Raw genomic sequence first — 26,918 nt, 5'->3', positions numbered from 1 at the left:
AGCAGTGCCGGCACCGGAGGTACCCGCTGAAGCGGGTCAGCGGATTCTGGTAGCGTTGGACGTGGACGAGCGGGAGCGGGCTCTGACTCTGGCCCGGGAACTCCGGGGCGAGGTGGGCGGCTTCAAGATCGGCATGCGGCTCTTTTTCCGCCACGGCCCGCGGATGGTGGAGGAATTGGCCGGTGTGGGCGGCCGGTTGTTTCTGGACCTGAAACTGCACGACATCCCCGAAACGGTGGCCCAGGGGGTGCGGGCCCTGGTGGGCCTGGGGGCGCACATCATTAACGTCCACGCCGCCGGGGGCTTGGTCATGATGCGGGCGGCGGCCGAGGCGGCCCGTACGGAAGCGGCGCGCGCCGGGGTCCCGGCTCCGAAGCTCGTGGCCGTTACCGTGCTGACCAGCCTGGAACAGGAAAACTTAAGCCGGGAGTTGGGCTTCGGAGACGACCTGGAGTCCGTCGTGCTCGCCTGGGCCGGACTGGCCAAGGCCGCCGGCCTGGACGGCGTGGTGTCCTCGCCGCTGGAACTGACGGCGCTCCGCGCCGCACTGGGGCCGGACTTCCTGCTGATCACCCCGGGAATCCGCCCGGCGGGCGCCCAGCTACAGGACCAGAAGCGGGTCATGACCCCGGCCCAGGCCGTGCGCGCCGGCGCCGACTACCTGGTGATCGGCCGCCCCATTACCGCGGCCCCGGACCCCGTGGCCGCCGCGCGGGCCATCGTCCGGGAACTGCCGGCGAGCGAGGCGGGCTGAGTGCGCGCGGGGCGCTTCATACCGGTTGTTTTGAAAGCATTCGGGCGTCGGTGGGCGTCTTCATGGCCATTGGTGAGAAATAAACATGACTGGAGGGTTGACAATGAACCGGTCGGAAGAGATCTTGCGCCAATTGAAGACCCTGGCTGACCCGGCAGCGGTGGCCGGAATGGCCCGGTTCGGCATCAGCCCGGAAAACAACTACGGGGTGCGGGTGCCCGTGCTCCGGAAGCTGGCCAGGGAGATCGGCCGCGACCATGGACTGGCCCGGGAACTCTGGGTCACGGGTGTGCGAGAGGCCCGGATCATCGCCGGGCTCGTTGCCGTACCCAGGAAGGTCACCGAGCAAGAAATGGAGGACTGGGTCCGGGACTTCCACGACTGGGAAGTCTGCGACCAGACCTGCATGAACCTCTTTCAGAACACCGCCTACGCCTACGTCAAAGCCGTGGAATGGGGCATGCGGCCTGAGGAGTTCGTGAAAAGGGCCGGTTTTATCCTGATGGCCCGACTGGCGGTCGCGGACGAGCAGGCGGGGGACGCCGACTTCCGGATGTTCCTGCGCCTCATCGAGCGGGAGGCGGGCGACAGCCGGAACTACGTGAAAAAGGCGGTGAACTGGGCGCTGCGGCAGATCGGGAAGAGAAGCCGGGAACTGAACGCCGCCGCCGTGGACACCGCCCACCGGATCCAGACGCAGAACAGCAAGAGCGCCCGCTGGATCGCCGCTGCTGCTCTGCGGGAGCTGACCGGAGACGCCGTCCAGGAAAGGCTCCGGACGAGAGCGGCACGTAGATGCAAATTGAAATAAATAGTGATAGCCCGTCCCCCGCTTCTGTGGTATGATACGGAAGCGGGAGGGGCGGCCGGGGACTGGCTCCATTTTCGGAAGGACAACATGGCACTTACCGGTTAGACTGCCGTTCCGAAAATGGGGCCTGTCCCCTTTTCCCAGGCCGGGCCCGAAAACAACTGTCACCTCTCCCAGGCCAAGCCCAACCAACGCAGTCCCTCTCCCATGCCGCCGCCAGCACCGCCTACCGCCCCCCAGACTCCTCCTGCCCAGGTAAACACACCGGTCGTGGGTCCACCAGCACCGTTTTCTCGTGGGTGTAGATTACGAACCCGGGGCGTGCGCCCTTGGGCTTTTGCACGTGTTTGCGCAGGGTGTAATCCACCGGCACCTTTTTTCCCTGGCGGGCCTTGCTGAAGTAAGCCGCCCAGGAGGCCGCCTCCAGGAGGGTCCGGTCGCTCACCGGCCGCCCGCCGGTGCGGATGATGACGTGCGCCCCCGGGATGTTCTTGGTGTGCAGCCAGATGTCGTCCGGCCGCCCGATCTTGAAGGTGACCAGGTCGTTCTGGCGGTTGTTCCGGCCGACGTACACCACGGCCCCGTCGGCCGTCTGCAGTTCCAGGGGCCGGGGTTCCGCCGCCTTCCTGGGCCGCCTGGCCCCGGCCTTGTCACGGAGATAGCCGGCGCCGGCCAGTTCCTCCCGGACCTCCTCCAGGTCCGCCGGGGTCTCGGCCAGGGCGATGGCCGTCTCTAGCGCGTCCAGGTAGGCCGCCTCGGCCTCCAGCTCGGCCAGTTCCGCGCGGGCCCGCTCGGCACCCTTACGCAGCTTGCTGTACCGCTTGAAGTAAGCCTGCGCGTTCTGGGCGGGAGAGAGCCGCGGATCCAGGGTGATCTCCACCGGCCGCCCGGTATAGAAGTCCTCCAGTATGACCCGCTCGGCGTTCCCGTCCAGCCGGTACAAGTTGGCGGTCAGCACCTCCCCGAGCAGCCGCAACTCTTCCGCCTTCGCCCCGTCGGCGGCCGTTTCGTGGCACCCCTCCAGGCGCTTCTCCAGGCGCTTGCGCGCCCGGGACACCGCGCCGAAAAGGCCCTCGCGGAGGCCCTTCACCCGCTCGCCGCCCGCCCGCACCCGGGACACCCGGTCCACCAGGGCGTTCATTCCCTCGTTCTCGGTCCGGCTCGCCCGGTGCCCGATGCTGAAAGCGGCGAAGTCCACCGCCGCGCCCCCGGGGCCGAGGAGAACAGTCGGCTCGAAAAGGCCCTGTCCGGCCCGGGTGAAAAGGCGGGTGCAGGCCTCCCAGAGGGCGACCAGCTCGTGTTCGCCGCAGAAGTCCAGGGTCAGTTCGGTGTCCAGCCCGCTCCGGTGCACCACCTCGCGGGCCATCAGGGGGCTCAAACCCTCGAACCGCCGCTGCAGCGCCTCCCAGACCGGAAGGTGCACGGGCATCTCCAGCAGCAACTGGCCGAATTCCTCGGCCGCAAGCCCTGGGGGGGAGGCCTTCTCCCGGGGCGGGGCCAGGTAGGGCTTGCCCGGCAGGACCTCCCGGTAGCGGCTCACCGCGTGGGTGTAGCGCTTGGCGGCGTCCAGGATCAGTCCGGATTCGGCGTCGACCAGCACCAGGTTGCTGTGGCGGCCCATGATCTCGGCGATCAGGAGCTTTTTGCTTTCCCGCCCCAGTTCGTCCCGGGACAGGACGGCGAGCTGCAGCACCCGTTCAAAGCCGGGCTGGATAAAGGCCTCCACCCGCCCGCCCTCCAGGTGCTTGCGGCACACGCTGCAAAAGAGCGGGGGCGAGAGGGGGTTCTCCAGCCGCTCCCCGGTCAGGTGCACCCGCGCCTGCTGCGGGTGGGCGGAGAGCAGCAGGTGGTAGGTCATGCCCGGGGTGCGGAACTGCAGCACCAGGGTCAGCTTTTCCGGCTGCTGCACCCGCTGGATCCGGCTGCCGGCCAGTTTCGCTTCCAGTTCGCGGCAGACCGCCGCGAGCACCAGCCCGTCGTAAGGCATGCTAAATAGAGGCCCCCTGTGTTTACGATTCGCTTCACCAGTATACCACAATATCACCGTTCCCCGGCCCCGGGAAGCCCCGGGGGCCGGGGCGGCACCCAAAAAACGGCCCGCGGCGCACAGGGGAAACGGGCACGCCTGTAGAAAATACCCAGGAAGAGGTCGCGTACAAAACTATCCATTGGATAGTAAGAACGGGAGCGCGCATGGGGAAGGTGGATGAATACCGGAACCGCCTGAAATCCCTCGCGGACTGGAAACCGTTCCTGCTGGCGGAGTCCGGCCTGCCGGGAAAACGGGCCAACCTGGAGCTGCTCGAAGCGGTAGCCGCGGAGGGCACCAGGGAACTCTTCCTGGAACTGGCCGCCTTCACCCCGGAAAAGGCGTCCGCCGACTCGCCCCATGAGTTCCTCGCCGCGTGCGGGGTCGCCGGGCTCGGTAAACTGATCGCTTGGGGCGACACCGGGCTTCTGCCCGAACTGCGCCGGCACGCCCCCGACCCCCGCTGGCGGGTCCGGGAGAGCGTGGCCATCGCCCTCCAGTACATCGGCGACGCCGACATGGACTTTTTGCTCCGGGAAATGGACGGCTGGAGCCGGGGCAGCCTCTACGAACAGCGGGCCGCGGCGGTGGGCCTTTGCGAACCGCGCCTGCTGGCCGAGAGAAAACACGCCATGGCCGTGCTCGCGCTCCTCGACCGGATCACCGCCGGGCTCATCACGGTGGAGGACCGTACGAGCCCCGGGTTCAGCATCTTGAGAAAAGCGCTCGGTTACTGCTGGAGCGTGGCCGTAACCGCCCTGCCCGCTCCCGGCAAGGAACTGATGGAGAAGTGGTTTTCGTCCCGGGACAAGGACATACTCTGGATCATGCGCGAGAACCTGAAAAAACAAAGGCTCACCCGCCTGGACGCCGAATGGGTCCGAAAGGCGCAGCAGCGCTTAGGGAAGAGTGGCAATGAATCAGAGCCTTAACGAACTCTCCACTTCCGGTCTCTCCAATCTTCGCATCGCCCGTTACCGGGTTGAACTGGAAGCGGGTGCTGATGGACTGATTCTACCTCGCTACAAGGGTTCCACCCTACGTGGGGGGTTCGGACGTGTCTTCCGCCGAATATGCTGCGCCCAAAGGCAGGACGAATGTCACGGCTGCCTGCTCCGGGAGTCCTGCCCGTTCGCCTACGTATTTGAGACTGCGCCGCCTGCCGGCGCGCAGGCCCTGCGGAACCTGGAGAACATTCCGCGCCCCTTTGTTATTGAACCACCCTTGGAAACCCAACAGGAATACAAACCCGGAGAGAAACTGTCCTTTCACCTGGTGCTCGTCGGGAAGGGCATCAAGTTCCTTCCTTACTTCATCGTCAGCCTCGATGAACTGGGGCGTGTCGGCATCGGCAAGGGAAGACGTCCCTACCTGCTGCGCACGGTGAACTTCGTCGGGCTGGATGGGGTCGAGAAAACCATTTTCTGCGCCTCCGACCGTACCGTGCGTGATCCCGGGACCTCGTTGAGCGGGGCCGAAATCATGAGCCAGACCACCCCCAATGCTGCGAATGACCGTCTGCAAATAAGGTTACTGACCATGACCCGGCTGAAACACCATGACCGGTTCGTGACCGCGCTTCCGTTTCACGTGTTGCTCCGCGGACTGCTGCGCCGGATCTCATCCTTGATGTACTTCCACCAGGGAGAAGAACTGGACGTTGACTTTACGGGCCTTATCGAGCGCGCCGAGCGAGTCCGCACCCTGTCCGAAGACACGCGCTGGGTGGATTGGGACCGGTATTCCGGCCGCCGTGACGCCCGCATCACCATGGGCGGCCTGGTCGGCAAGGTGATCTACACCGGAGATGCGGCCGAGTTCCGGCCCCTGCTGAAAATCGGCGAATACGTTCACGTCGGCAAGGGCGCCGTCTTCGGAATGGGGAAGTACCGGATCGAGAGCATAGAATAAAGGCACAAGTCAGACCCCGCCAGTATTTGGCGGGGTCAGCGTTTATCATGAGTGCATGACTTGATGACCGTTTGCGGTTGTTGCCGTGCTGATCGCGATGCCGGTCTTGTGTAATAATCAGGATTCGGAAGGGATATTTGGTGATCACGTCGAAATTGGATATAAAGGTTATTAATGGTACCAAGGCGCCAGGTGATGACAATATGGGCAAAGACCCGAAAAAGGCCTTCGGGAACCGTAATCGCTCGGCTCTGGGGCGTATTTACCATATCGACGCCTTGGTGCGCGTCCGTACGTTTCCCAGCGTTGCCCGGTTGGTTGAGGAATTTGAGACCAGCCGGCGCACCATCGAGCGCGACCTTGAGTACCTGCGCGACCAACTGAACGCTCCCCTGAAGTACGACCGGACGCGGGGCGGTTACTATTACGCGCGCGACTTTCAACTGCCGCCCTTCACCCTGTCTGAAGGCGAAGTGCTCGCCCTGTTTCTGGGAAGTAAACTCCTCTCCCAGTACCGGGGGACGCCCTTCGAAAAACTGATCACGGACGCCTTCGAAAAGATCTGCCTGGCAATGCCCGAAACGGTTTCCCTGGATTTCTCTCTGGTCAACCAGACCATCTCCTTTGCCGTGGAGCGGCCCCGGGGCGACGAGCAACACTTGCTGCACTTGCAGGAACTGCTGGGCCGGGCCCTGCGCGAACGGTGCACCGTGGATCTGGATTATTACTCCGCCAGCCGGGACGCCGACACCTCCCGCCGGGTAGACCCCTACCACCTGCGCCACCACCAGGGGGCGTGGTACCTCATCGGCCACTGCCATTTCCGGAACGAAGTGCGCATGTTCGCCCTCGACCGGATCACCAACCTCCGGGTGACGGACGCCCACTTCACGCCCGACCCGGCCTTCGACATCAACGCCTACCTGGGGGACAGCCTCGCCCTCGAACGCGGCGGGGAACTGGAAGAGGTCCGCATCCGCTTCGACTCCTTCCAAGCCCGGTACATCCGCGAACGCCAGTGGCATCCCAGTCAAGAGATCGAAGAACACCCGGACGGCTCACTGACCCTCATCCTTCGGGTGCGCGGCCTAGGCGAGGTGAAACGGTGGGTGATGAGCTTCGGTTCCCGGGCCGAGGTTTTGGCCCCGGCCCGCCTACATGAAGATGTTGCGGCGGAGGTGAAGAGGATGGGAGAGGTATATGCTAAAAGATAGTCCCCTTTTCATCGGGTCCTAGTTTAAGAGTAATTTCAATACCTGGATTGTTTCAGTATCCTGATTTGGAGGAAAGTTAAGGAAGTAAATAGCCCAAGCATATAGGACCTACCGTCCACATAAATATGGAGCAGACTCTATTTCAATCCCAGGATTGGGATAAGGACGGTGAGTCCAATAACAATGACCATACTCCTATTGCTTAGCTTGGCACTTGTACTCCTCACATTAGCTGTCTTGCATCTACTTCAATAGAGATATGCAACCTGTCCAGGGCTTATGACATTAAGACTCTAAGGAGGTGAAGGAGGAATGCTAACTTGGACTGGACACCCTTTGGTTGATGTCGGGATTGCTACATTATGTGTGATGTGCCGGAAAAACGATCCTCGGGACCTTACGATGGAGGATTTGGATTCGGCGGCCGATCGGATGGCGGAATACTATTTCAGCGGGTTAATGACCAGTTACAACGCCTGTGTTTTTACAATGAATGCCTATGACAACCCCACTTCCGGGCCTGAAAAGAGAAAAGAGTATGAGAATAGAGTACTACGTGCACATCGCTCAATGCCGGATTCCGGAGCGAAGCATTTTACTTGCCCCTTTTCCGGCAAACCTGCGACCCATTTGATTGAGAGAAGGCAAATGCCGCTGCTTACCGGAGAGAATGTGCTGAATTTCTATCCCGAAGGTCACAGCTTTCTCCCGATCTTCGGTCCCTATTTGGTAGCACTGCAGGCACTGCCGCTGGGAGGGCGGCGGGCCGAAGGACGACTCTTGATCGCTCACGGAGATGATCCTGCTATCACTTTGGCTTTTGCTGAAAGGTATTTGGCTGATAATCAGCGGCTGCTAAATTTGGCCAAAAGCGGTACTCTACCTCGAACAAAAGGCCCTTCCCTAGATTTGGAGCGCGAACAGGCTGCGGGTACTTCCAAGCACCGGGTCAAGTATCCGGATGCCAAGGCGCCAGCCACTTTAATTATGAATGACCTCATGGATATCTATCGTGTGCGTATGGGGAATGAGTTTAGGACTCGCCGGGATGTTTCGGTAACTGCCTATTGGTTGAGTAATTCGGGACAAGGACCTTCTTTGGAAATCTTTCATCTTCCGATACAGGTGACGCGGTTTTTGACAATTGTGGATGCAGCACCTTATGGGATACGGTGGCGAAGCCTGGTAGCCAAGGCTTGGCGGCGTCCTTACGCCCAGGAAACGCCAGTCCCCGAAGGTAAAGAGGAAAACAAGGGTGGTGGAAGAAAAAAGCGGGATACTCAACAGTTACCGGGCGGCCCCGGTCGTTCCCGGAACGATGTCATCGCGGACTTGTTTGCGATCTATGAGCACGGATTTATGGATTTGGGTGCCGCTAGGAACTTCTTAAGGCGTCACTTGCGGGGAGATACTCCGGTTTCGGGAGTTGTGAAATTGCGGGAGCCGAAAATGACGGATTGGTCTTTAACTAAAATTTTTCTGAAAGAGGTGATGGGTGTGGATGAACGGCGAATTGAAGCTATCAAGCAGTTCGCCGACCGTTTGGCTGATCATATAAGCCAAACGAATGACAAGGGGTTGTTTCGGGACCTGGTATACGGTCAACGGCCTTGGGAGGTACGCAACGCCTTGACCAAGGCCCAGCGCAATCAGGCCAAAGATCACGGCCGATTACTCTTCGGGCTGGATGAATATTTGGATGTTTTCGAGGCCGATCACGCTGTCGGGCGTAGCGACTGGAGCCTGTCAAGGGACCTGATTTCTATTCGACTAGTAGAACAGCTTTACGGTAAAGGGTTTTTTGGCCGGGAAGATAATCGTGAACTTTTAGCTGAACCCGAGATACAGGTAGACGAAGAGACCAATTAAGATTTATGAGGAGAGATTAGCATGGCTTTTCTGGCAGGACTGTTGGTTTTGGATGCTCCGGCCTCCGCCCTGAATAACGCTGGAGCTGATGCCGGAGCCCGAACGGACAACACTATCGCCGTGAAAAAAATCAGAACACCACAGGGTGTACTTCCGTACGTATCAGCGCAGGCCTTTCGGTATTGGCTGCGCACCGGACTGGAAACCTCGGGTGGTGATTGGGTAGCGGCACCCGTATTTCGTGAAGGTAAAATAGCCTACACCGATGCAAACCCCGTTAGGAATTGGGACGACGATCTTTTTGGTTACATGCGTGCCCCTTCCAAAAAAACTGATGCAGTAAAGGCCAAGGAGACAACTCCGTTGGAGAAAGACCGGGAGATCACCCGTGTTTCACCATTCCGGGTGGGGACTTTTGTGGCCATTGCTCCGTCTCCAATTGTGTCTGATTTTGGGACTATGACCCGCCAGGATGGCGATCCCGTACCGCACGAGCACGAGTTTTACCGTGCTCATCTCCGGGGCTTGTTTTCTCTTGACCTTACCTGCGCCGGGACTTTCTTTGACAGTGAGCGGGTAGGTTATAAGAATCTTGATACCTACCGGCGGGAAGAGGCGCAGAACGAAGGCTGCCGGGAGGTCAAAGTTCGCAAGCAAATGGCATTGCGTTTACCAATTGAAAAACGCTGCCAGCGCGTGTCTACTCTAGTTAGAGCGTTAGCTGAACTGAGCGGCGGAGCGAAGCAGGCCCTTCATTACACGGATTTGGTTCCGGCTATTGTTTTCCTCGCCGTGGTGAAGAACGGCAACAATCCTTTCTATCGGGCGTTGAGGGCTTCAAAAACCCATCAGACCGAATTTGACCGGGAAGCATTTGCCGAGATTCTAAGGGTTTACAAGGAAGACTTCTTGTCCGACATCCATATAGGGTGGGCCAAGGGTTTTCTGGACGAAGAGCGTCAAGCCTTACAGGACGCCATTGTTGCCGCAGCTAGCAGTCTGACGATTCATTTGCAGCATCCTCGGGAAGCGATCCAAGCGATGGCTGACAAGTTGGCCGACTCTGATAATGAGGCCTGGTACGAATGAGAGTGGCTAAAGTGCATATTGAAGCACCTATCGCCTCGTTTCGCTACCCTCATTTTTTGATCGGGCGGCAGACCAGTTTTGATATGCCGCCGCCCTCGACCATTTACGGTCATATTGCAAGCGCGGTGGGCGAATGGTTCAACCCAGCAACCGTTAAGTTTGCTTACCAATTTAGTTTTCAAGCTAAAGGGAGTGACTTGGAACACCAGCATGTGATCACCAAAGGCGGCCAAACTTTCAAATGGGGAGAAAGGAAATATCCTGTTTCCACTCAGGCTGTAGTTCAACCACATCTACGGGATTTTTTGTTCGGCTGCCGGTTGACCCTTTACCTCTACCCGCCAGATTTGGCCGAAGCTTTTCGCAATCCGGTGTTTTGCGTAATTCTAGGACGGTCTCAAGATCTGGCGAGCATTACCTCGGTTGAAGTGATTGAATTAGAGAAGGCAAAAGGAGCCTATTTGGAACAGACCTTGCTGCCGTTTGCCATGCGGCCACTGCTTGGACGCGGGGTGACCGTCCTCATGCCTCGCTACATTGAGCCACCTCCGGGCAGGGAACCGCATTTCGGTAGATACATCATGCTCTTTGATCTGGTTTACGCCGGAGAGGTTCCCCATACCAACCGGTTGCTTCAGCATAAAGATCGGGCACCGGAGGGATGGTTAGTAGACCCATATTCGCCCGCAAAACACGAAGGGGCGAGAAGGGGACTTGTTTTCCACTCGTTTGTCGGAGATGAAGATAGTGTTGCCAGATTTTGATCATATTTGGGCCAAAAGCCGGGTTGGCAAGGCAACCAGTGGAGAGACGTTAGTCAGTCATACTCAACGGGTCCTTGCCAATGTTGTTGCTTTGCATGCGCGTATGCCGGAATTGGATCAGCTTTCTCAAATGCCGCGTTTCTGGTCGCGAATGGCCCTGGCAGCGGTTCTCCACGATGTCGGGAAATGTGCCGGTGGATTCCAGAAAATGCTCAGAGGCAATGGAGAGTTTCCATTCCGGCATGAAGTCCTTTCTGCCGCCTTTCTTCCTTGGCTTCTAGACAACGACCCGCATCAGGATCTGCCGTGGGTGGCTGCCGGGATTCTGTCTCATCACAAGGATTTTTCGATTCTTGAGCGGGATTTTCCTCCGGGTTGCGACTGGGAGGAGCCTCCACTGTCCGATTCTTTGGAGCAAGTGGCCCTGGATCTGGACGAAGAGTTTTTCCATCTTGCCCCGAAAATGGTCTTGTATGGCTTGTTGCCGTTACTAAAAGGGTGTTTGTTGTTGGCGTCGAATGAACGGTTCATCCTTCCGGCTTCAGATGGAACCTTTGATCGGTCAACCTTCCCGGGGTTTGCGCGGCGGGCATTGGACGCCTACGCTCAACTGGTCGTCCGCCTTCGCAAAGAGGATGCTCGTTCCTCAGCAGCCCTAGCCGGACGATTTACAAGGGGCGTGTTGATCTTGGCGGATCATGCGGGGTCAGCTTGGCAGGCATTTGCGAAGTTGGAGTCTCTTGCATCTCCAGCCATCATGGCAAGGGTGCTGGATTTGCCACCGCCTGCAAAGACTGGAGATGAGGTCTATGCCCATCAAACCCACGCCAGCGAGACGCCGGGGTGCGCTGTTCTGGTAGCCCCGACGGGGAGCGGCAAGACCGAGGCCGCTTTACTATGGGCCGCCGCAAACGGGCGACAAACCGTTGGAAACCCTCCGCTTTTCTATGTGCTTCCTTACCAGGCTAGCCTGAATGCGATGCGTAGTCGCTTGGGCGAGCGCTTCGGTGACGACCGGGTGGTGTTGCAGCATTCCCGTGCCTTGCAGGCCCTTTACCGGCAGTTATTGGACCGTGGTTACACTCCGGGAGAAGCAAAGAACCAGGCTGAGCGAGAGATCAATCTCGGAAGGTTGCATGTTGCCCCGGTGCGTATTCTTACCCCATACCAGCTTCTGCGTGGTGCATTCCAGCTTCGCGGCCATGAGGCTATCTGGACTGATTGTGCAGGAGGTCGCATAGTCTTTGATGAAATCCACGCTTACGATCCTAGCCGACTGGGAATGATTTTGGCGCTCCTAGAGCATATGGTTCGAGATTTGACGGTAAACGTGCTGGTAATGTCCGCCACTTTGCCTTCAATCCTTAAAGAGATTCTAAATGAAAAACTCAACCGACCTACACCGATTATAGCCACGACGAAAGCATATGAGGCGTTTCGCCGCCACCGTTTATGCTTGAAAGCGGCAGATTTGCTGGATGAAGAGACAATACTGGAGATTCATCAGAAGGCGAGAAGAGGTTTGGCTGTTATGGTCGTAGCTACTACTGTTCAGCGTGCACAGCAAATGTGGGAGACGTTGAATGCTGTTTCGAATGGTGAAATCCCGGTGGAACTGCTCCACGGCAAGTTTTGTTCCCGGGACCGCTTTAAGAAAGAGCAGTGGTTGTTGCAGCAGGTCTCCACGAGAAATGCCGGGAAACGGAAGAACCCATTAATTCTGGTGGCTACCCAGGTGGTGGAGGTTAGTCTAGATGTGGATTTTGATGTCTTGTTTACCGATCCAGCGCCCTTGGAGGCGTTGTTGCAGCGTTTCGGACGGGTCAATCGCGGTCGCCGGTACCGGGAACGGGACGTGATTGTTTTAACCGAGATTCCGAAAGGCTGTCCGGTTTATTCGAAAACCCTCATTGAAAAGGCCTTGCAGCAATTGGTGCCGCTGGATGGGCATATGGTGGATGAAGCCAAAATCCAACTTCTGTTGGATGCCGTATACAGCGGTTCGGTCTCCGATTGGTGGAGAGATGAGGTACTGAAGGCCGCAGAAGCATTTAAGTCCGAGGTCTTGTCCAATCTGTATGCTTTTGAGACTGACGAACGGTTGGAAGAAAAATTCTGTGAAATGTTTGATGGACAAGAAGTTCTACCAATGGATCTATGCGATGAATACATCCGGCTCAATCAGGAGGAACCCTTACATACGCAGTCGCTGTTAGTCTCCGTGAGTAATAGGCAGTTTTGGCGATTGCGGAAGGAACATCTGCTCGAAAAAGTGGACCAGCATTTATGGGGGGTCCGTGTTCCCTATGATTCCCGCTTTGGGCTTCAATTGCAGCGGGAGTTGCTGCGTGAGACTGGATAAACAATAAGATAAGGGGATGCTAAGAGCCATCCATGAAAAACTACAATGTTGACATGCTTCGTCAAAAGGCCACCGATATCCGCCGGGCACAAAGAGTGCTTGCTGGCTACGCTGCGATGGGCAAGGAAGAGTTTCTGGCTGACGACACCATCGTTTCATCGGCGAAGTATCAGCTGTAGCCCGGATTGCCGAACGGACACCCATCGGATACGGCGACTGTTACTTGATCCTCGGAGAGAAAGGGGGTAATCTCTCCTGTTTTAGCTGAGCGGTTGGCCGGTATGGCCAAGTTCCGTGACCTGGTTGTTCATCAATACGGAACAATCTGTTATCTGTTACCAGGACGAAATAGATAATTATTTCGCGTAATTTGGCTTATTTCGCCTAGCTATTGAGCGAGGTCGCGGATTATGGTAAAATGCATTTCCCTAACCATTTTTTTGACGGGGAGGTGTGTTTTGCCTATGCATCTTGTCGTTTCGGACTACGGATGTGCGCTGGGGAAAAAGAGCGAGCGGCTGTTGGTGCGGCAAAAGGGAGAAGTGTTGAGTGAGACCCCGTTTTACGACATAAAACAGATCACCATTTCCGGCCGCGGGGTTTCTCTTTCCACGGATGTGATTCAGGAATGCCTGGAGCATGGCATCCAGATCAACTTCATATCCTTCTCCGGCAAACCGTACGCCAAACTGGCGGCGCCGAACCTGACCGGCACGGTGCTCACCCGGCGGGAACAGTTGAAGGCCTACGACGACCGGCGGGGCGTAATCCTGGCGAAGGCATTTGTCGAGGGGAAGCTGAAGAACCAGGTCAACGTGCTCAAGTATTTCGCCAAGTACCGGCGCAGCGCCGACACGGAAAAGTATGCGGAGATCTACCGGAAGATCGAGGAGATCGATCGGATTCGCAGCCAGCTGGCAACTCTGGATGCCGCGCGGATTGACGATCTGCGGGGGCAGTTGTTCGCGATCGAGGGACGGGGGGCGCATCACTACTGGGACGCCCTGGGGCTGATCATCGGGGACCGCATCGAGTTCCCCGGCCGGGAACGCCGTGGGGCGACCGACCCCGTCAATTCGGCGCTCAATTACGGCTATGGCATTCTGTACTCCCAGGTGGAAGGGGCCGTCCTTCTGGCCGGTCTTGACTCCTTCGGCGGCTTCCTTCACACCGACCGCCCCGGCAAGCCATCCATGGTGCTGGATCTGGTGGAGGAGTTCCGGGCGGTGACCGTGGACCGGGTGGTCGTTGCGATGGTGACCAAAGGGCCCGGTATCGAAATGGATGGGGACAAGCTGACCGATGAAACAGAAAGGAGTTGGGCCGGCGGGTCTTGGAACGCCTGGAAGGCGAAGAGAGCTTCGAGGGCAAGAAACACAAGCTGAGGAACATCATTCAGATGCAGGCGCGGCGGGTGGCCGGCTTTCTCAGGGGCGAGGGGAAGTACAAGCCCTTCACGGGGAGCTGGTAGCCGTGAAGACGCTGGTGTCCTACGATATCGTGGAAGACAAGGTCCGGCGCAAGGTGTTTGAGGCCTGCAAAGATTACGGCCTGACGAACGTGCAGTACTCGCTTTTCTTCGGCGATATGACCCATAACCGCCGCGAAGAACTGTTTCAGCGGCTCCGGAGGATTATCGGGCGCCAGGAGGGGAAGGTGCTGATCTGCCCAGTCTGTGACAAGGACCTGCGCCTTTCGAAGGCCATTGAGGTGTCCGCAGGGATGCCTGAAGAGGCCGCGGAGGCCGCCGTGTCGTACCCCGGACGAAGCCGAAAGAAGGCACGGGCCGGATGATGCTGAAAGTCAGTGACGTAAAGCAGTTTCTCTACTGCCCGCGGGTGGTTTACTTCACTTACGTGATGCCGGTGCATCGGAAAGTGACGCGCAAGATGGAATACGGCAAGGAGGAACACCTGGAGATAGAAAGGCTGGAAAGGCGCCGCGGATTCCGCAGCTATGATCTGTCCGAAGGGGAGCGGCGCTACCGGACCAAGCTGTGCTCCGAGCGCCTGGGCGTGGAGGGTGTGCTGGACATGCACATTGTGTGCGGCTCCGGCTGTTTTCCGGTGGAGTTCAAGAACACCTCCCGTCACCCGGGGCTGAATCACAAGTACCAGCTTGTCTGCTACGCGATGCTTCTTGAGGAACAGTACGGAAAACCGGTGCGGCACGGCTTCCTGTACCTGATACCGGGGAAGCGGGTGCACGTGGTAGAGATAACGCCGAACGCCCGGACGTTCGTGCGAAAAACGCTAGACCAGATCAAGATGATGATCGCCCGCGAGAGCTTTCCCCCGGCCCCCAGGAGACCGGCGCGCTGTTTCGAGTGCGAATACCGCAACTACTGTGCGGACGTGGTTTAGCCTTTCTTCGTGATTGATCAGGATTGGAGTGGTATGAGGTGTACTTTCTTACCGAGGAAGAAAAGAAGCACCTGCTGAAAGGACTGCTGCCCCGATCCCGGGAACTGGGAATTGCCGAAGAGCTTAGGGGATGGAATTGGCCCGCGCCGCCGTTACAGCCGGTGTACGATACAGTACTGGCCCTGTATGAGGTAGCCAACTCGTATTGCCCCACCAACCGGGATCTGTACTTGCGGCGGGTGCGGCGGGTGTTTCCGGCTCCGAGTGCAGCCATGGTCCAAGGGCGAGTGCTGCACGCTGCGTTGGTCCACGTGCTGGTGTCCGCCAAGAGGCTGATATACTCGGTTGGGGTTGCACAGTACCAGACCATATGCCGTGAGCTGCAGGAATTGGGGCCGGTCAATGTCGAATCCGAGTTGCAGGCGCTGGCACCTGAGGACGCCGCGGACCTGAAACGCAAGGTGGCCATCGTGACCGAATTTGAGAAAGCGCGGATCATATCGCGCATTCAGGAGATTCTGTTTAAACAACCCTACATAGGCGAAGATTCACTGGCCGTCCTGGCGATACCGGTGATTGTGGAGCAGAAGTTGGACGGTTCCTTCTTGGGCCTCAGCCCAAACCTCAGCACGGACGCGTTTACGGTTTGCGAGCCGATGATTGTCGATCTGAAGTTCGGAGAGCGGCGGGACTTTCACCGATTGACTACCACCGGCTATGCCCTCGTAATGGAATCCCTTTATGAATTCCCGGTCAACATCGGCTGTCTGGTTTACGGCAGTTTCCGGGGTGACCGGCTCATCATCAACAAGGACTTGCACATAATTGATGACGAACTCCGCCAGTGGTTTATCGAATCGCGGGATGAAAAAGCCCGCATGGTTTACGAAGAGATTGATCCCGGTTTTCCAGCGGAATGTTATCAGGGTTGTCATTGTTATGCAGCCTGCCATGGGTAGTTTTTCGAAAATGGACTCTTAGGCATAGGTTGGGATGGTCTTGGATGGCACCGTCCCCAGGAAACGATCCTGATGGATCAGCGCGATCACTGTGCTACAGGCGGATCAGAGGTTTTCGCAAAAAGAGGGTGATTTTGTGCAGGTAACCCAGTTTCGAAGAGACTGTGTATTTTGCTCCTTGTGCGTAGGCTGGAACCCTTGCAGCGCCTGGTTTCTTTTTTGACGCCAGGGTCTGTTTCAGCGACCGACCCGACGAAAAGGGGACTGAAAGTTTCTTCGGCGTCCGCGACCAGCCGGCCAGCGTCGAAGTTTCAGCGACCGACCCGACGAAAAGGGGACTGAAAGTTCTCCCCCTTTCTTACCCTCCCCGCAATCCCCGGCTGTTTCAGCGACCGACCCGACGAAAAGGGGACTGAAAGGACGTGTGGTCAACCCATCCCCGCAGAGCAGCTTGGTTTCAGCGACCGACCCGACGAAAAGGGGACTGAAAGATGAGAAGGGCGGCCAGGTTTTCGAGGCCGCCCTGGACGGTTTCAGCGACCGACCCGACGAAAAGGGGACTGAAAGCTTGTGTATCGCGGCGAGCGTTGCAAACCAGGTGAGTTTCAGCGACCGACCCGACGAAAAGGGGACTGAAAGGCCAGCACCTGCAAGTAAGGCCGGCGATTGCCGGCGCGTTTCAGCGACCGACCCGACGAAAAGGGGACTGAAAGGGCCGCGGGTTAAAATTGCCTTGTAGTAGTCCGGTATGCGTTTCAGCGACCGACCCGACGAAAAGGGGACTGAAAGCCAAGGATTACGTCGTCGGGGACAAGGCGGTGCGGTTTCAGCGACCGACCCGACGAAAAGGGGACTGAAAGGGTAATTGGGCAACGCCCGTACCGCCGGCTCTAGAATCGGTTTCAGCGACCGACCCGACGAAAAGGGGACTGAAAGGTTAAGACGGCGGACGAGTTGTTGCATGCCGGGTCCGTTTCAGCGACCGACCCGACGAAAAGGGGACTGAAAGCAGCATGGTCGTGGTCGGCTGGCCGAAGATCGAAGGTTTCAGCGACCGACCCGACGAAAAGGGGACTGAAAGTGTTGCCTTCCGCCTTCGCACGAAGGCGCTCCTCGTAGTTTCAGCGACCGACCCGACGAAAAGGGGACTGAAAGGTTCTACGAGGGGTTGGCTGGTAGGTGTCCAGAAGCGGTTTCAGCGACCGACCCGACGAAAAGGGGACTGAAAGTAAAGAACTTGCGGAGTATGTCGCATGGGACTGGTGTTTCAGCGACCGACCCGACGAAAAGGGGACTGAAAGTTCCGTACAACCACAAATTTGACAGATAAAACCAATTAAGTTTCAGCGACCGACCCGACGAAAAGGGGACTGAAAGCCGAAACGAAACGCACTGCCGCTGGGATTTGTAACAGTTTCAGCGACCGACCCGACGAAAAGGGGACTGAAAGCGCCAGCAGCCGAACCGTCAATGTCCTTGTCTCGGTTGTTTCAGCGACCGACCCGACGAAAAGGGGACTGAAAGGGACGGCTTTGCTCCGGCCCCGGCATCCTGCGATTATGGTTTCAGCGACCGACCCGACGAAAAGGGGACTGAAAGCTGAGCAGACACACCTGGGCCGGCAACTTCGTGCGCGTTTCAGCGACCGACCCGACGAAAAGGGGACTGAAAGTCCAAAGCGGCGTACTTGTAACTGGTTTCAGTCAAGCGTTTCAGCGACCGACCCGACGAAAAGGGGACTGAAAGTTTGAATTACTACCCTGGCAAGAGAAGATCGTCCGCGGTTTCAGCGACCGACCCGACGAAAAGGGGACTGAAAGGAGCCGGAATCTGGCAGCCCGCGAAAGGCGGGAGGAAGTTTCAGCGACCGACCCGACGAAAAGGGGACTGAAAGATGCCACCTTCCCAGTGCTGTGTGTATGCCTGGGCCGGTTTCAGCGACCGACCCGACGAAAAGGGGACTGAAAGGCACCACGATGTCACAACTCCGCAGCGCCGACATGTTTCAGCGACCGACCCGACGAAAAGGGGACTGAAAGGCCGTAGTATTCGGCGGATCGATCTCGACGCGCAGCCCCTGTTTCAGCGACCGACCCGACGAAAAGGGGACTGAAAGGCCATAGGAAGGCATAAGTAGCTTGGTCTCCTAAAGTGTTTCAGCGACCGACCCGACGAAAAGGGGACTGAAAGCCATTATCGTCGCGCCCGCTGGCGCATCCACCAGGCTGTTTCAGCGACCGACCCGACGAAAAGGGGACTGAAAGACTGGTCAGATCGATCCGGACCGTATGGAGTTACTGTTTCAGCGACCGACCCGACGAAAAGGGGACTGAAAGATCATTGTTCTGCTCTGCACTTCCATTGCGCCGCCGAGTTTCAGCGACCGACCCGACGAAAAGGGGACTGAAAGCGAACACGCCGGGCCAGAAGGTGCTTGCGGCTGAACGGGTTTCAGCGACCGACCCGACGAAAAGGGGACTGAAAGATTTAGTTCGTAACATTTGCGACTACAATATGCGTTCGTTTCAGCGACCGACCCGACGAAAAGGGGACTGAAAGCGCCCCGTGCTTCTTGCGCTGCATAAGCTATCACCTGTTTCAGCGACCGACCCGACGAAAAGGGGACTGAAAGTTTATTTTTGAGATTGAGCGAAGTTGTGGGTTGTATCCGTTTCAGCGACCGACCCGACGAAAAGGGGACTGAAAGGGGGTAGGTTCAGGTCGAACACGAAGAAGTGCGTGCTGTTTCAGCGACCGACCCGACGAAAAGGGGACTGAAAGTTCCCAGTCGGCACTCAAATTTTAATTCAGCAACTGTTTCAGCGACCGACCCGACGAAAAGGGGACTGAAAGGTTGACCGTACCGGTTACGGCGATCCGTTGCGCGTTGTGTTTCAGCGACCGACCCGACGAAAAGGGGACTGAAAGCGTCAAACGCTTTCAGGATTGAGGATTCATCGCAGTTTCAGCGACCGACCCGACGAAAAGGGGACTGAAAGATTACCTCGGCGACTTGAGGAACTACGGCGTTGCCGAGTTTCAGCGACCGACCCGACGAAAAGGGGACTGAAAGTTTATTTTGTCCGACAGCGTGTTTAGGCCGATTCCCAGTTTCAGCGACCGACCCGACGAAAAGGGGACTGAAAGCGTAACACGGATTGTCGAACCATCGGTTGCAGTGGAGTTTCAGCGACCGACCCGACGAAAAGGGGACTGAAAGGGTACTGACACGAACGCCGACACCTGCCCCGGCACCGTTTCAGCGACCGACCCGACGAAAAGGGGACTGAAAGGGATGTTGTTACCGGAAATGGTGTAGTCTGCTCTGTGTTTCAGCGACCGACCCGACGAAAAGGGGACTGAAAGTCGTATACCACATCGGCGTTGATATAGCGGTAGGCCCCGGTTTCAGCGACCGACCCGACGAAAAGGGGACTGAAAGATCCAAGCATCCCCGATCCGGGATGCGGCACCAGCAGTTTCAGCGACCGACCCAACGAAAAGGGGACTGAAAGCTACCACCCCAAGGTAGTGTGTTGCATTTCATGCAACAGTTTCAGCGACCGACCCGACGAAAAGGGGACTGAAAGTTTCCCTGACGCACCGCCATTCCTGCAGGACGTACCGCCTGTTTCAGCGACCGACCCGACGAAAAGGGGACTGAAAGGTGCTTCCTGTTATGGCAGGCAGCGCAAACGCTCTGTTTCAGCGACCGACCCGACGAAAAGGGGACTGAAAGCGACAGGTTGCGGTTGAAATGGTAGGGGTCGGTGAGTAGGTTTCAGCGACCGACCCGACGAAAAGGGGACTGAAAGCGGTTTTTCCGGGGCTTCTAAAAAGTCACGGCACCGTTTCAGCGACCGACCCGACGAAAAGGGGACTGAAAGGCGAAGCTTCCCCCGAACGCCGTTGCCTGATATGTAGTTTCAGCGACCGACCCGACGAAAAGGGGACTGAAAGAATCAATGTTCTCCTTGTCTGGCCCACCGGCCCACCTGCGTTTCAGCGACCGACCCGACGAAAAGGGGACTGAAAGTGATCGTTTTGGCAAGCAAGCGTGGAAGCGACTTGCGGTTTCAGCTACAGGTACCTTGTTAATGCCTCAATATGCTTGCGTTTCGCACATCCAGGAATATACTGTAGTAGACAACCTTCCTTAATAAGGAGTGTGCGCCGTGATCAGAATGCGGCCGGGGCGGGTTGTGGAAGTGGCAGAGCAACGCCCGGGGGTGTCCGAGGTGCTGGTGGATGTCGAGGGCCGGGTGGAGCGGGCGGTCAACTACGACCTGGTCACCGGGCCGGTGGGGGTGGGGGACCGGGTGGTCCTGAACACCGCGGCGGTGGCTTTGGGGCTCGGGACCGGCGGCGTGCATTTCGTGATGGTGAACCTGGAGCGGCTGGAGTGGGACGGTCCGGAGGCGGGGCACATCATGAAGCTCCGGTACACACCGTTTCAGGTGCAGGTGCTGGCGGTGGAGGAGGAGGCGAGCCCCCACGCGGATCGGTTGCGGGACTGTGCAGGGCTGGACGGGCTGCCGGTGGTGGCGGGTTCCCTGCACAGCATGCTCGGGCCCTTCGCGGCGGCGGTGGGGGAGCTGGCGCCGGAGCTGCGGGTGGTGTACCTGATGACCGACGGGGGGGCGCTGCCCCTGGCGTTTAGCCGGCTGGTGGGGCAGCTCAAGGAGGCGGGGCTGGTGCACGCCACCGTGACCTGCGGGCACGCCTTCGGGGGCGATTTCGAGGCGATCAACGTGTACAGCGGGCTTTTGGCCGCCCGGGAGGCGGGGGGAGCGGATGTCATTTTGGCGGCCATGGGTCCGGGGATCGTGGGGACGGCGCAGGCGTTCGGGTTTACGGGGATCGAGCAGGGTGAAATCATCAACGCGGCGGGGGTGCTGGGCGGGGTGCCGATCGCCATTCCGCGGATCAGTTTCGCCGACCCCCGGGAGCGCCACCGGGGGGTGAGCCACCACACCCTGACCGCTCTGGGCCGGGTGGCGCTGGCGCGGGCCCTGGTGGCCCTGCCGCGGCTGGACGATGCCGAGGCCCAGGCGTACCTGGAGGCGCAGCTCGCGGCGGCCGGGGTGAGCGCGCGGCACCAGGTGGTGGTCGCCGACGGGGGCCCGGCGCTCACCGGGCTCAAGCGCCACGGGCTGAACGTGACCACCATGGGACGGGACCGGCACACCACCCCTGAGTTTTTCCTGGCCTGCGGCGCGGCGGCCCGGCTGGCCGTGGACGTCCGCCGGAGCCGGCTGAAGGGTCCGCACCAGTCATAAACGGTTTCTCCGGCCCATAAACTTGCCTAGCGGGGGACAGGTTTCCCCGGGGAAGGGGAAGGTTTATGTGGCCAGGATCATGCGGCGGTTCCGGTTGGTGGCGCTCCAGGGCCACTGGGTGGTCTACCTGGTGGTCGGCCTCTGCTTTTGCGGCGGTCTTCTGGCCGGAGGCTGGGCGGCCGGCGGGCTCGAGGCCGAAACGGCCGGGGAGCTGCACGATTACCTGGACCGCCTCTTCCTCAATGCTTACCACTCCGACTTTAACGCCCGGGAGACTTTTCTCGAGGTCACCTACAACAACCTCTTGTTCATCGCCCTGATTTTCCTGGCCGGAATCACCGTGATCGGTATCCCGGTGATGCTGGGGCTGGTGGCCATCCGCGGGTTCGCCCTCGGGTTCGCTGTGTGGTTCGTGATCGGGGAGATGGGCGGTCCCGGGGTGGTCCTGGTGCTGGCCGCGATCGTGCCCCAGAACCTGCTCCTGATCCCCGCGGCCCTGTTCGCGGCGGCGGCCGCGGTGTCCTTCGCGCTGCTGCTCGTCCGGCGCGGGTTCAACCCGGAGGTCGGGGTGTGGTCGAACTTTCTGCGATACTCGGCGATGCAGTTGGGCGCGGCGGGGGTGGCGGTGAGCGCGGCCTTCGTGGAGGCGTACCTCACGCCCCGGATCATCGGGCTCTTGATGTCCCTGCCGGACTAGAGGGGAGGGAAGCGCGCTTTGTTCATTGTGGTCATTTCCCAGCTGAAGCGAAAACTTTTGTTTGCCCTCCGGCTCTGCCTGCTGGTGATCATCTTCACCCTGCTGGTGATCCAGATCTACGGGGTGTTCAAAACCGGGGCCGCGCCGCCCGCAGGCCCGGTGACGGCGGGGCCGGCGGGGGCGGGGGGCTTCCTGGAACAGATGGTCGATTGGCTCAAGGACTACTACCGGGGGAATCCCTGGTAGGATTTTTTTTGTTGGGGGCGAAAAAAATAGTAATGTGACATACGGGTGGTAAAACCGTGGACGAACAGTTGGGGCTTTTCTTGAATCACCTGCACGTGGAGCGGGGGCTTTCGGAAAACACGCTGGCCGCCTACCGGGGGGATCTCCAGCAGTTCGGCGCTTTCCTGGCCGCCCAGGGCGTACGGGACCTAAACGACCTTCAGGCAAGCCACATCACCGCCTATCTTTTGGCGCAAAAGCGGCTAGGGCGGCGCCCGGCCACGGTGGCCCGCCGGCTGTCGGCGGTGCGGGCTTTCCTGAAGTTTTTGACCGCCGAAGGGCTGGTGACGGCCAACCCGGCGGAGTACACGGGCTCTCCGAAGCAGGCGCAGCGGCTGCCCCGGGTGCTGCGGGTGGACGAGGTGGACCGGCTCTTGACGGCGCCGGACACTGCCAACCCCATGGGCCTGCGAGACCGGGCCCTGATGGAGGTCCTGTACGCGAGCGGGCTCCGGGTATCGGAGGCGGTGAACCTCAAGGTGGGCGACCTGGACCTGCGGGGCGGCCTGGTGCGTTGCGTGGGGAAGGGCGGCCGGGAGCGCGTCGTTCCGGTCGGGGGGGAGGCGGTCCGCTTGGTGGACGAGTACCTGGCGCGCTCCCGGCCGCTATTGCTGAAAGGACGGCGGACCAGGTTTTTGTTCGTGAACCGACGGGGTCAACCCCTGACCCGCCAAACGGTGTGGAAGCTCTTAAAGCGTTACGCGCGCGAGGCCGGGATCCAGAAGGAGATCACCCCGCACACCCTGCGGCACTCCTTCGCCACGCACCTTCTGGAGAACGGAGCCGACCTCCGGGCGGTCCAGGAGATGCTCGGCCACGCCGACATCGTCACCACGCAAATTTACACGCACCTGACATCCCGGGGTCTGCGCGCCGTTTACGACCGCACCCATCCCCGGGCTTAAGAGGAGGAAGCGTTCGTTTGGGCCCCGTCAAGCGGGTGATCCTGATCGTTTTGGACAGCGTCGGGGTGGGAGAGCTGCCGGATGCCGCCGCGTACGGCGACGCGGGCACGAACACCCTGGCGAACACCGCCCGGGCCGTGGGCGGCCTGTCCCTGCCGCACTTGGAGGCCCTGGGGCTGGGGAACATCATCCCGGTCCCGGGCGTGCCACCGGCCTCGCGCCCGCGGGCGGCCTACGGGAAGATGGCCACCCTGTCCGCCGGGAAGGACACCACCACGGGACACTGGGAGCTGGCGGGGCTCGTGCTGGACCGGCCGTTTCCGGTGTACCCGGACGGTTTCCCGGCGGCGCTGATCGCGGCCTTCGAGGCGCGGATCGGCCGCCCGACCCTGGGGAACCGGCCGGCTTCGGGCACGGCGATCATCGAAGAGCTGGGTGCCGAGCACGTGCGCACCGGCGCGCCGATTGTGTACACCTCGGCGGACAGCGTATTCCAGGTGGCCGCCCACGAGGAAGTTATCCCGGTGGAGGAGCTTTACCGGATCTGCCGGGTGGCGCGGGAGCTTTTAACCGGCGAGCACGCGCCTGCGCGGGTGATCGCCCGGCCGTTTGCGGGCCCGCCGGGGCGCTTCGTGCGCACGCCGCGCCGCAAAGATTTCTCCCTGCCGCCGAGCGGGGAGACCATCCTGGACGCCCTGAAAAAGCGGGGCCACGCGGTAGTGGGTGTGGGGAAGATCGGGAACATCTTCGCCGAGCGGGGCTTGACCGAGAGTTTTCCCACCAGGGACAACGAGCAGGGGGTGGACCGGACGCTCGCGGTGCTGCGCACCTTTCCGTCCGGGCTGGTGTTCACCAACCTGATCGAGTTTGACATGCTCTACGGTCACCGGAACGACGCGCACGGTTACGCCGCGGCGCTGGCGGCCTTTGACCGGCGGCTGCCGGAGATTCTCGGAGCCCTTGCGACGGAGGACCTCCTGGTGCTCACCGCCGACCACGGGTGCGACCCGACCACGGCCGGCACCGACCACACGCGCGAGTACGTGCCCCTGCTGGCGCTGGGGCCGCGCCTGCGCGGCGGGGTGGACCTGGGGACGCGGGCCTCCCTGGCCGACGTGGCCGCGACGGTGGCGGAGGTGTTCGGTTTCGGGTGGCCGGTGGGGACGAGTTTTTACGGGCGGCTCGTCCCGGAAGGGGGCGGGCGGCCTTGAGAATGGTGGACCTAATCCTGAAAAAGCGGGCGGGGGGCGAGCTTTCCGACGCGGAGATCGGGTTTATGATCCGCGGGTTCGTGGACGGCACGGTCCCCGACTACCAGATGGCGGCCTTCCTGATGGCGGTGTACTTCCAGGGGATGACCTTCCGGGAGATGGCCGATCTGACCGCCGCCATCGTGGCGTCGGGCGAAACGATCGACCTCAAGGCCATCCCGGGGATCAAGGTGGATAAGCACAGCACGGGCGGGGTGGGGGACAAGACCACCCTGGTGCTGGCTCCCCTGGTGGCGGCCTGCGGCGTGCCGGTGGCCAAGATGTCGGGGCGGGGTCTCGGGCACACCGGGGGTACCATCGACAAGCTGGAGTCGATCCCGGGCTTCCGGACCGACCTCGGCCTCGCGGAGGTGGCGGGGCAGGTCCGGGAGATCGGGCTCGCGGTGGGTGCCCAGACCGGGGACCTCACGCCGGCCGACCGGCTGCTGTACGCCCTGCGGGACGTCACGGCTACGGTGGACAGCATCCCGCTCATCGCCAGCAGCGTGATGTCCAAGAAGATCGCCTCGGGCGCGGACGCGGTGGTGCTGGACGTGAAAGCGGGCACCGGGGCCTTCATGCAGAAAACGGAGGACGCGCTGGAGCTGGCGCGGGCCATGGTCCAGATCGGCCGGCAGCACGGCCGGCGCACGGTGGCCCTGGTGACCGCGATGGATGAGCCGCTGGGGCGCGCCGTGGGGAACGCCCTGGAGGTGCACGAGGCGCTGGCGGTGCTGGCGGGCGAGGACCCGCCCCCGGACCTGGTGGAACTCTGCCTGGTGCTGGCCGCGCACATGGTGTTCCTAGCCGGCCGGGCGGGGAGCCTAGACGAAGCCGGGGCGCTGGCGCAGGGGGCGCTGGCGTCCGGGGCGGCCCGGGAGAAGATGCGGGCCTGGGTGCGGGCGCAAGGGGGCGACCCGGCGGTGGTGGACGACCCGGAACTTTTGGCTAAAGCCCCGGAGCGGACCGCGGTGCGGGCCGAGACCGGGGGATGGGTGCAGCGGATCGACGCCCGGGCGGTGGGACAGGCGGCCTTGGCCCTCGGGGCCGGGCGCACGAAAAAGGGCGAGCCCGTCGACCCGGCGGTCGGGGTGGTCCTCCACCACAAGGTGGGGTCGTGGGTGGAACCGGGCGCGGCGTTGGCCACCGTGCACGGCGCCGGGCGGGGGGAGGCCGAGGCGGCCGCCCTGGTCCGGGAGGCCTACGTCCTGGCGGCGGAGAAGACCGCCCCGGGACCCCTGGTGCACGCCGTAGTGGGGGACGAAGAATATGAAAATAGGGCAATGTAAGGAGGACCGGACGACGATGCAAAAAACGTATAAGATCGCGGTAATCCCGGGGGACGGCACGGGCCCCGAGCAGGTGCGCGAGGGTTTGAAGGTGCTGCACGCGGCCGCCGGCAAAGAGGGCTTCGCGCTGGAGACGACGGTGCTGGACTGGGGGGGCGAGTACTACCTGCGGACCGGAGAGGTGCTGCCCCCGGACGCGGTCGAGCAGCTCAAGCGCTACGACGCCATCTACCTGGGGGCGATCGGGCACCCCGAGGTGCGGCCCGGAATCCTGGAAAAGGGTATTTTGCTCCGCCTGCGATTTGAACTCGACCAGTACATCAACCTCCGCCCGGTGAAGCTCTACCCCGGCGTGGAAACGCCCATTGCCGGCAAGGGCCCCGAGGACATCGACTTCGTGGTCGTCCGGGAGAACACCGAGGGCCTCTACGCCGGGAGCGGCGGCTTCCTGAAGCGGGGCACGCCGGACGAGGTGGCCATCCAGACCTCGATCAACACCCGCAAAGGGGTCGAGCGGTGCGTCCGGTTCGCCTTCGAGTACTGCCGCAAGCGCGGCGGGCGCCGCAAGGTCACCCTGTGCGGCAAGACCAACGTCCTGACGTTCGCGTTCGACCTGTGGGAGCGGGTGTTCAACGAGGTGGGCGAGGAGTACCCGGATATCGAGCGCGACTACGCCCACGTGGACGCGATCTGCATGTGGATGGTGAAAAACCCGGAATGGTTCGATGTGATCGTCACCGACAACATGTTCGGGGACATCATCACCGACCTGGGGGCGATGCTCCAGGGGGGGATGGGGATCGCCGCCGGGGGGAATTTGAACCCCGAGGGCGTGTCCATGTTCGAGCCGATCGGCGGCTCGGCTCCCAAGTACACCGGGAAGAACGTGATCAACCCGCTTGCCGCCGTCTGCGCCGGGGCGATGATGCTGGAGCAGCTCGGGGAAACCGGGGCGGCCGCCCGGATCGAGGAAGCGGTGAAGAAAGTATGCGCCGGGCACTTAAAGAGCCTGGCGGCCGGCCGGATGGGCTACGGGACCGACGAGGTCGGCGACTTGGTGGTGAGCCACCTGTAGCACAGTATTTCCT

At 60.5% G+C, this 26,918-nt stretch carries 23 protein-coding genes, 1 pseudogene and 1 CRISPR repeat array; of the genes and pseudogenes, 23 read left to right on the top strand and 1 reads right to left on the bottom strand.

Annotated features, from left to right (window positions below):
- Positions 1–4: 4 nt before the first annotated feature.
- The gene (pyrF, locus tag DAUD_RS06565) at positions 5–754 is read left to right on the top strand and encodes an orotidine-5'-phosphate decarboxylase (RefSeq protein WP_012302395.1); all 750 of its coding nucleotides are present in this window, start codon (positions 5–7) and stop codon (positions 752–754) included.
- Positions 755–857: 103 nt separating this feature from the next.
- Positions 858–1,565 carry a DNA alkylation repair protein gene (locus DAUD_RS06560; protein WP_012302394.1) on the top strand — a complete coding sequence of 236 codons (708 nt, stop codon included), beginning with the start codon at positions 858–860 and terminating at the stop codon, positions 1,563–1,565.
- A gap of 226 nt (positions 1,566–1,791) precedes the next feature.
- On the opposite strand, the gene DAUD_RS06555 is transcribed toward DAUD_RS06560, so the two are convergent.
- Positions 1,792–3,552 (bottom strand): Rqc2 family fibronectin-binding protein, encoded by a 1,761-nt coding sequence (locus DAUD_RS06555; protein ID WP_012302393.1) that lies wholly within the window; start codon positions 3,550–3,552, stop codon positions 1,792–1,794.
- A 206-nt stretch (positions 3,553–3,758) separates the two neighbouring features.
- Between DAUD_RS06555 and DAUD_RS06550 the strand changes: the two genes are divergently transcribed.
- The 21 genes and pseudogenes from DAUD_RS06550 to DAUD_RS06465 all read left to right on the top strand — a co-directional run bounded on the left by DAUD_RS06550 (position 3,759) and on the right by DAUD_RS06465 (position 26,905).
- Positions 3,759–4,526, top strand: coding sequence for a hypothetical protein (locus DAUD_RS06550; RefSeq protein ID WP_012302392.1), 768 nt, complete (start codon positions 3,759–3,761; stop codon positions 4,524–4,526).
- Positions 4,510–5,505 carry a CRISPR system precrRNA processing endoribonuclease RAMP protein Cas6 gene (gene cas6, locus DAUD_RS06545; RefSeq protein ID WP_012302391.1) on the top strand — a complete coding sequence of 332 codons (996 nt, stop codon included), beginning with the start codon at positions 4,510–4,512 and terminating at the stop codon, positions 5,503–5,505. Before DAUD_RS06550 ends, cas6 begins: the two co-directional genes overlap by 17 nt.
- Before the next feature lie 203 nt (positions 5,506–5,708).
- Positions 5,709–6,719, top strand: coding sequence for a helix-turn-helix transcriptional regulator (locus DAUD_RS06540; protein WP_012302390.1), 1,011 nt, complete (start codon positions 5,709–5,711; stop codon positions 6,717–6,719).
- A 312-nt stretch (positions 6,720–7,031) separates the two neighbouring features.
- On the top strand, positions 7,032–8,588 hold the full coding sequence (locus DAUD_RS06535) for a hypothetical protein (protein WP_012302389.1): 1,557 nt from the start codon (positions 7,032–7,034) through the stop codon (positions 8,586–8,588).
- A 21-nt stretch (positions 8,589–8,609) separates the two neighbouring features.
- Positions 8,610–9,677 (top strand): type I-B CRISPR-associated protein Cas7/Cst2/DevR, encoded by a 1,068-nt coding sequence (gene cas7i, locus DAUD_RS06530; RefSeq protein WP_012302388.1) that lies wholly within the window; start codon positions 8,610–8,612, stop codon positions 9,675–9,677.
- The gene (gene cas5 / locus DAUD_RS06525; RefSeq protein WP_012302387.1) at positions 9,674–10,441 is read left to right on the top strand and encodes a CRISPR-associated protein Cas5; all 768 of its coding nucleotides are present in this window, start codon (positions 9,674–9,676) and stop codon (positions 10,439–10,441) included. Before cas7i ends, cas5 begins: the two co-directional genes overlap by 4 nt.
- The gene (locus tag DAUD_RS11580; RefSeq protein WP_049752579.1) at positions 10,425–12,803 is read left to right on the top strand and encodes a CRISPR-associated helicase/endonuclease Cas3; all 2,379 of its coding nucleotides are present in this window, start codon (positions 10,425–10,427) and stop codon (positions 12,801–12,803) included. Before cas5 ends, DAUD_RS11580 begins: the two co-directional genes overlap by 17 nt.
- 32 nt (positions 12,804–12,835) lie before the next feature.
- Entirely contained in the window at positions 12,836–12,982 is a 147-nt protein-coding gene (locus tag DAUD_RS12475; protein ID WP_166485137.1) for a hypothetical protein, read from the top strand.
- 66 nt (positions 12,983–13,048) lie between these two features.
- Positions 13,049–13,159: pseudogene (locus tag DAUD_RS13125) on the top strand (hypothetical protein); the annotation flags it as partial.
- Positions 13,160–13,267: 108 nt separating this feature from the next.
- Entirely contained in the window at positions 13,268–14,188 is a 921-nt protein-coding gene (cas1, locus tag DAUD_RS06515; RefSeq protein WP_012302385.1) for a CRISPR-associated endonuclease Cas1, read from the top strand.
- Positions 14,137–14,274 (top strand): hypothetical protein, encoded by a 138-nt coding sequence (locus DAUD_RS12810; RefSeq protein WP_242647834.1) that lies wholly within the window; start codon positions 14,137–14,139, stop codon positions 14,272–14,274. The genes cas1 and DAUD_RS12810 overlap by 52 nt, the downstream gene beginning before the upstream one ends.
- A 2-nt stretch (positions 14,275–14,276) precedes the next feature.
- Entirely contained in the window at positions 14,277–14,597 is a 321-nt protein-coding gene (gene cas2, locus DAUD_RS06510) for a CRISPR-associated endonuclease Cas2 (RefSeq protein WP_012302384.1), read from the top strand.
- Positions 14,594–15,166 carry a CRISPR-associated protein Cas4 gene (cas4, locus tag DAUD_RS06505; RefSeq protein ID WP_012302383.1) on the top strand — a complete coding sequence of 191 codons (573 nt, stop codon included), beginning with the start codon at positions 14,594–14,596 and terminating at the stop codon, positions 15,164–15,166. The genes cas2 and cas4 overlap by 4 nt, the downstream gene beginning before the upstream one ends.
- A gap of 38 nt (positions 15,167–15,204) precedes the next feature.
- Complete coding sequence (cas4a, locus tag DAUD_RS06500; protein WP_041570863.1) at positions 15,205–16,125, top strand: type I-A CRISPR-associated protein Cas4/Csa1; 921 nt, start codon at positions 15,205–15,207, stop codon at positions 16,123–16,125.
- A gap of 234 nt (positions 16,126–16,359) precedes the next feature.
- Positions 16,360–20,161: a CRISPR direct-repeat array (repeat unit 37 nt; unit sequence GTTTCAGCGACCGACCCGACGAAAAGGGGACTGAAAG).
- Positions 20,162–20,309: 148 nt separating this feature from the next.
- The gene (locus DAUD_RS06495) at positions 20,310–21,404 is read left to right on the top strand and encodes a DUF3866 family protein (protein ID WP_320408600.1); all 1,095 of its coding nucleotides are present in this window, start codon (positions 20,310–20,312) and stop codon (positions 21,402–21,404) included.
- Positions 21,405–21,471: 67 nt separating this feature from the next.
- Entirely contained in the window at positions 21,472–22,101 is a 630-nt protein-coding gene (gene spoIIM / locus DAUD_RS11575; protein ID WP_012302380.1) for a stage II sporulation protein M, read from the top strand.
- 18 nt (positions 22,102–22,119) lie between these two features.
- Positions 22,120–22,347 carry a hypothetical protein gene (locus DAUD_RS06485; protein WP_012302379.1) on the top strand — a complete coding sequence of 76 codons (228 nt, stop codon included), beginning with the start codon at positions 22,120–22,122 and terminating at the stop codon, positions 22,345–22,347.
- Between the two features lie 56 nt (positions 22,348–22,403).
- Positions 22,404–23,291 (top strand): site-specific tyrosine recombinase XerD, encoded by an 888-nt coding sequence (gene xerD / locus DAUD_RS06480; protein ID WP_012302378.1) that lies wholly within the window; start codon positions 22,404–22,406, stop codon positions 23,289–23,291.
- 17 nt (positions 23,292–23,308) lie between these two features.
- Positions 23,309–24,502 (top strand): phosphopentomutase, encoded by a 1,194-nt coding sequence (locus DAUD_RS06475; protein WP_012302377.1) that lies wholly within the window; start codon positions 23,309–23,311, stop codon positions 24,500–24,502.
- Positions 24,499–25,830 (top strand): pyrimidine-nucleoside phosphorylase, encoded by a 1,332-nt coding sequence (locus tag DAUD_RS06470; RefSeq protein WP_041570862.1) that lies wholly within the window; start codon positions 24,499–24,501, stop codon positions 25,828–25,830. Before DAUD_RS06475 ends, DAUD_RS06470 begins: the two co-directional genes overlap by 4 nt.
- Before the next feature lie 16 nt (positions 25,831–25,846).
- A complete protein-coding gene (locus DAUD_RS06465; RefSeq protein WP_041570861.1) occupies positions 25,847–26,905 on the top strand; it encodes a 3-isopropylmalate dehydrogenase in 1,059 nt (352 codons plus the stop codon).
- Positions 26,906–26,918 lie beyond the last annotated feature (13 nt).

This window comes from Candidatus Desulforudis audaxviator MP104C (assembly GCF_000018425.1).
GTDB classification, from domain to species: domain Bacteria; phylum Bacillota; class Desulfotomaculia; order Desulfotomaculales; family Desulforudaceae; genus Desulforudis; species Desulforudis audaxviator.
This window is presented reverse-complemented; position numbering and strand designations above follow the sequence as displayed.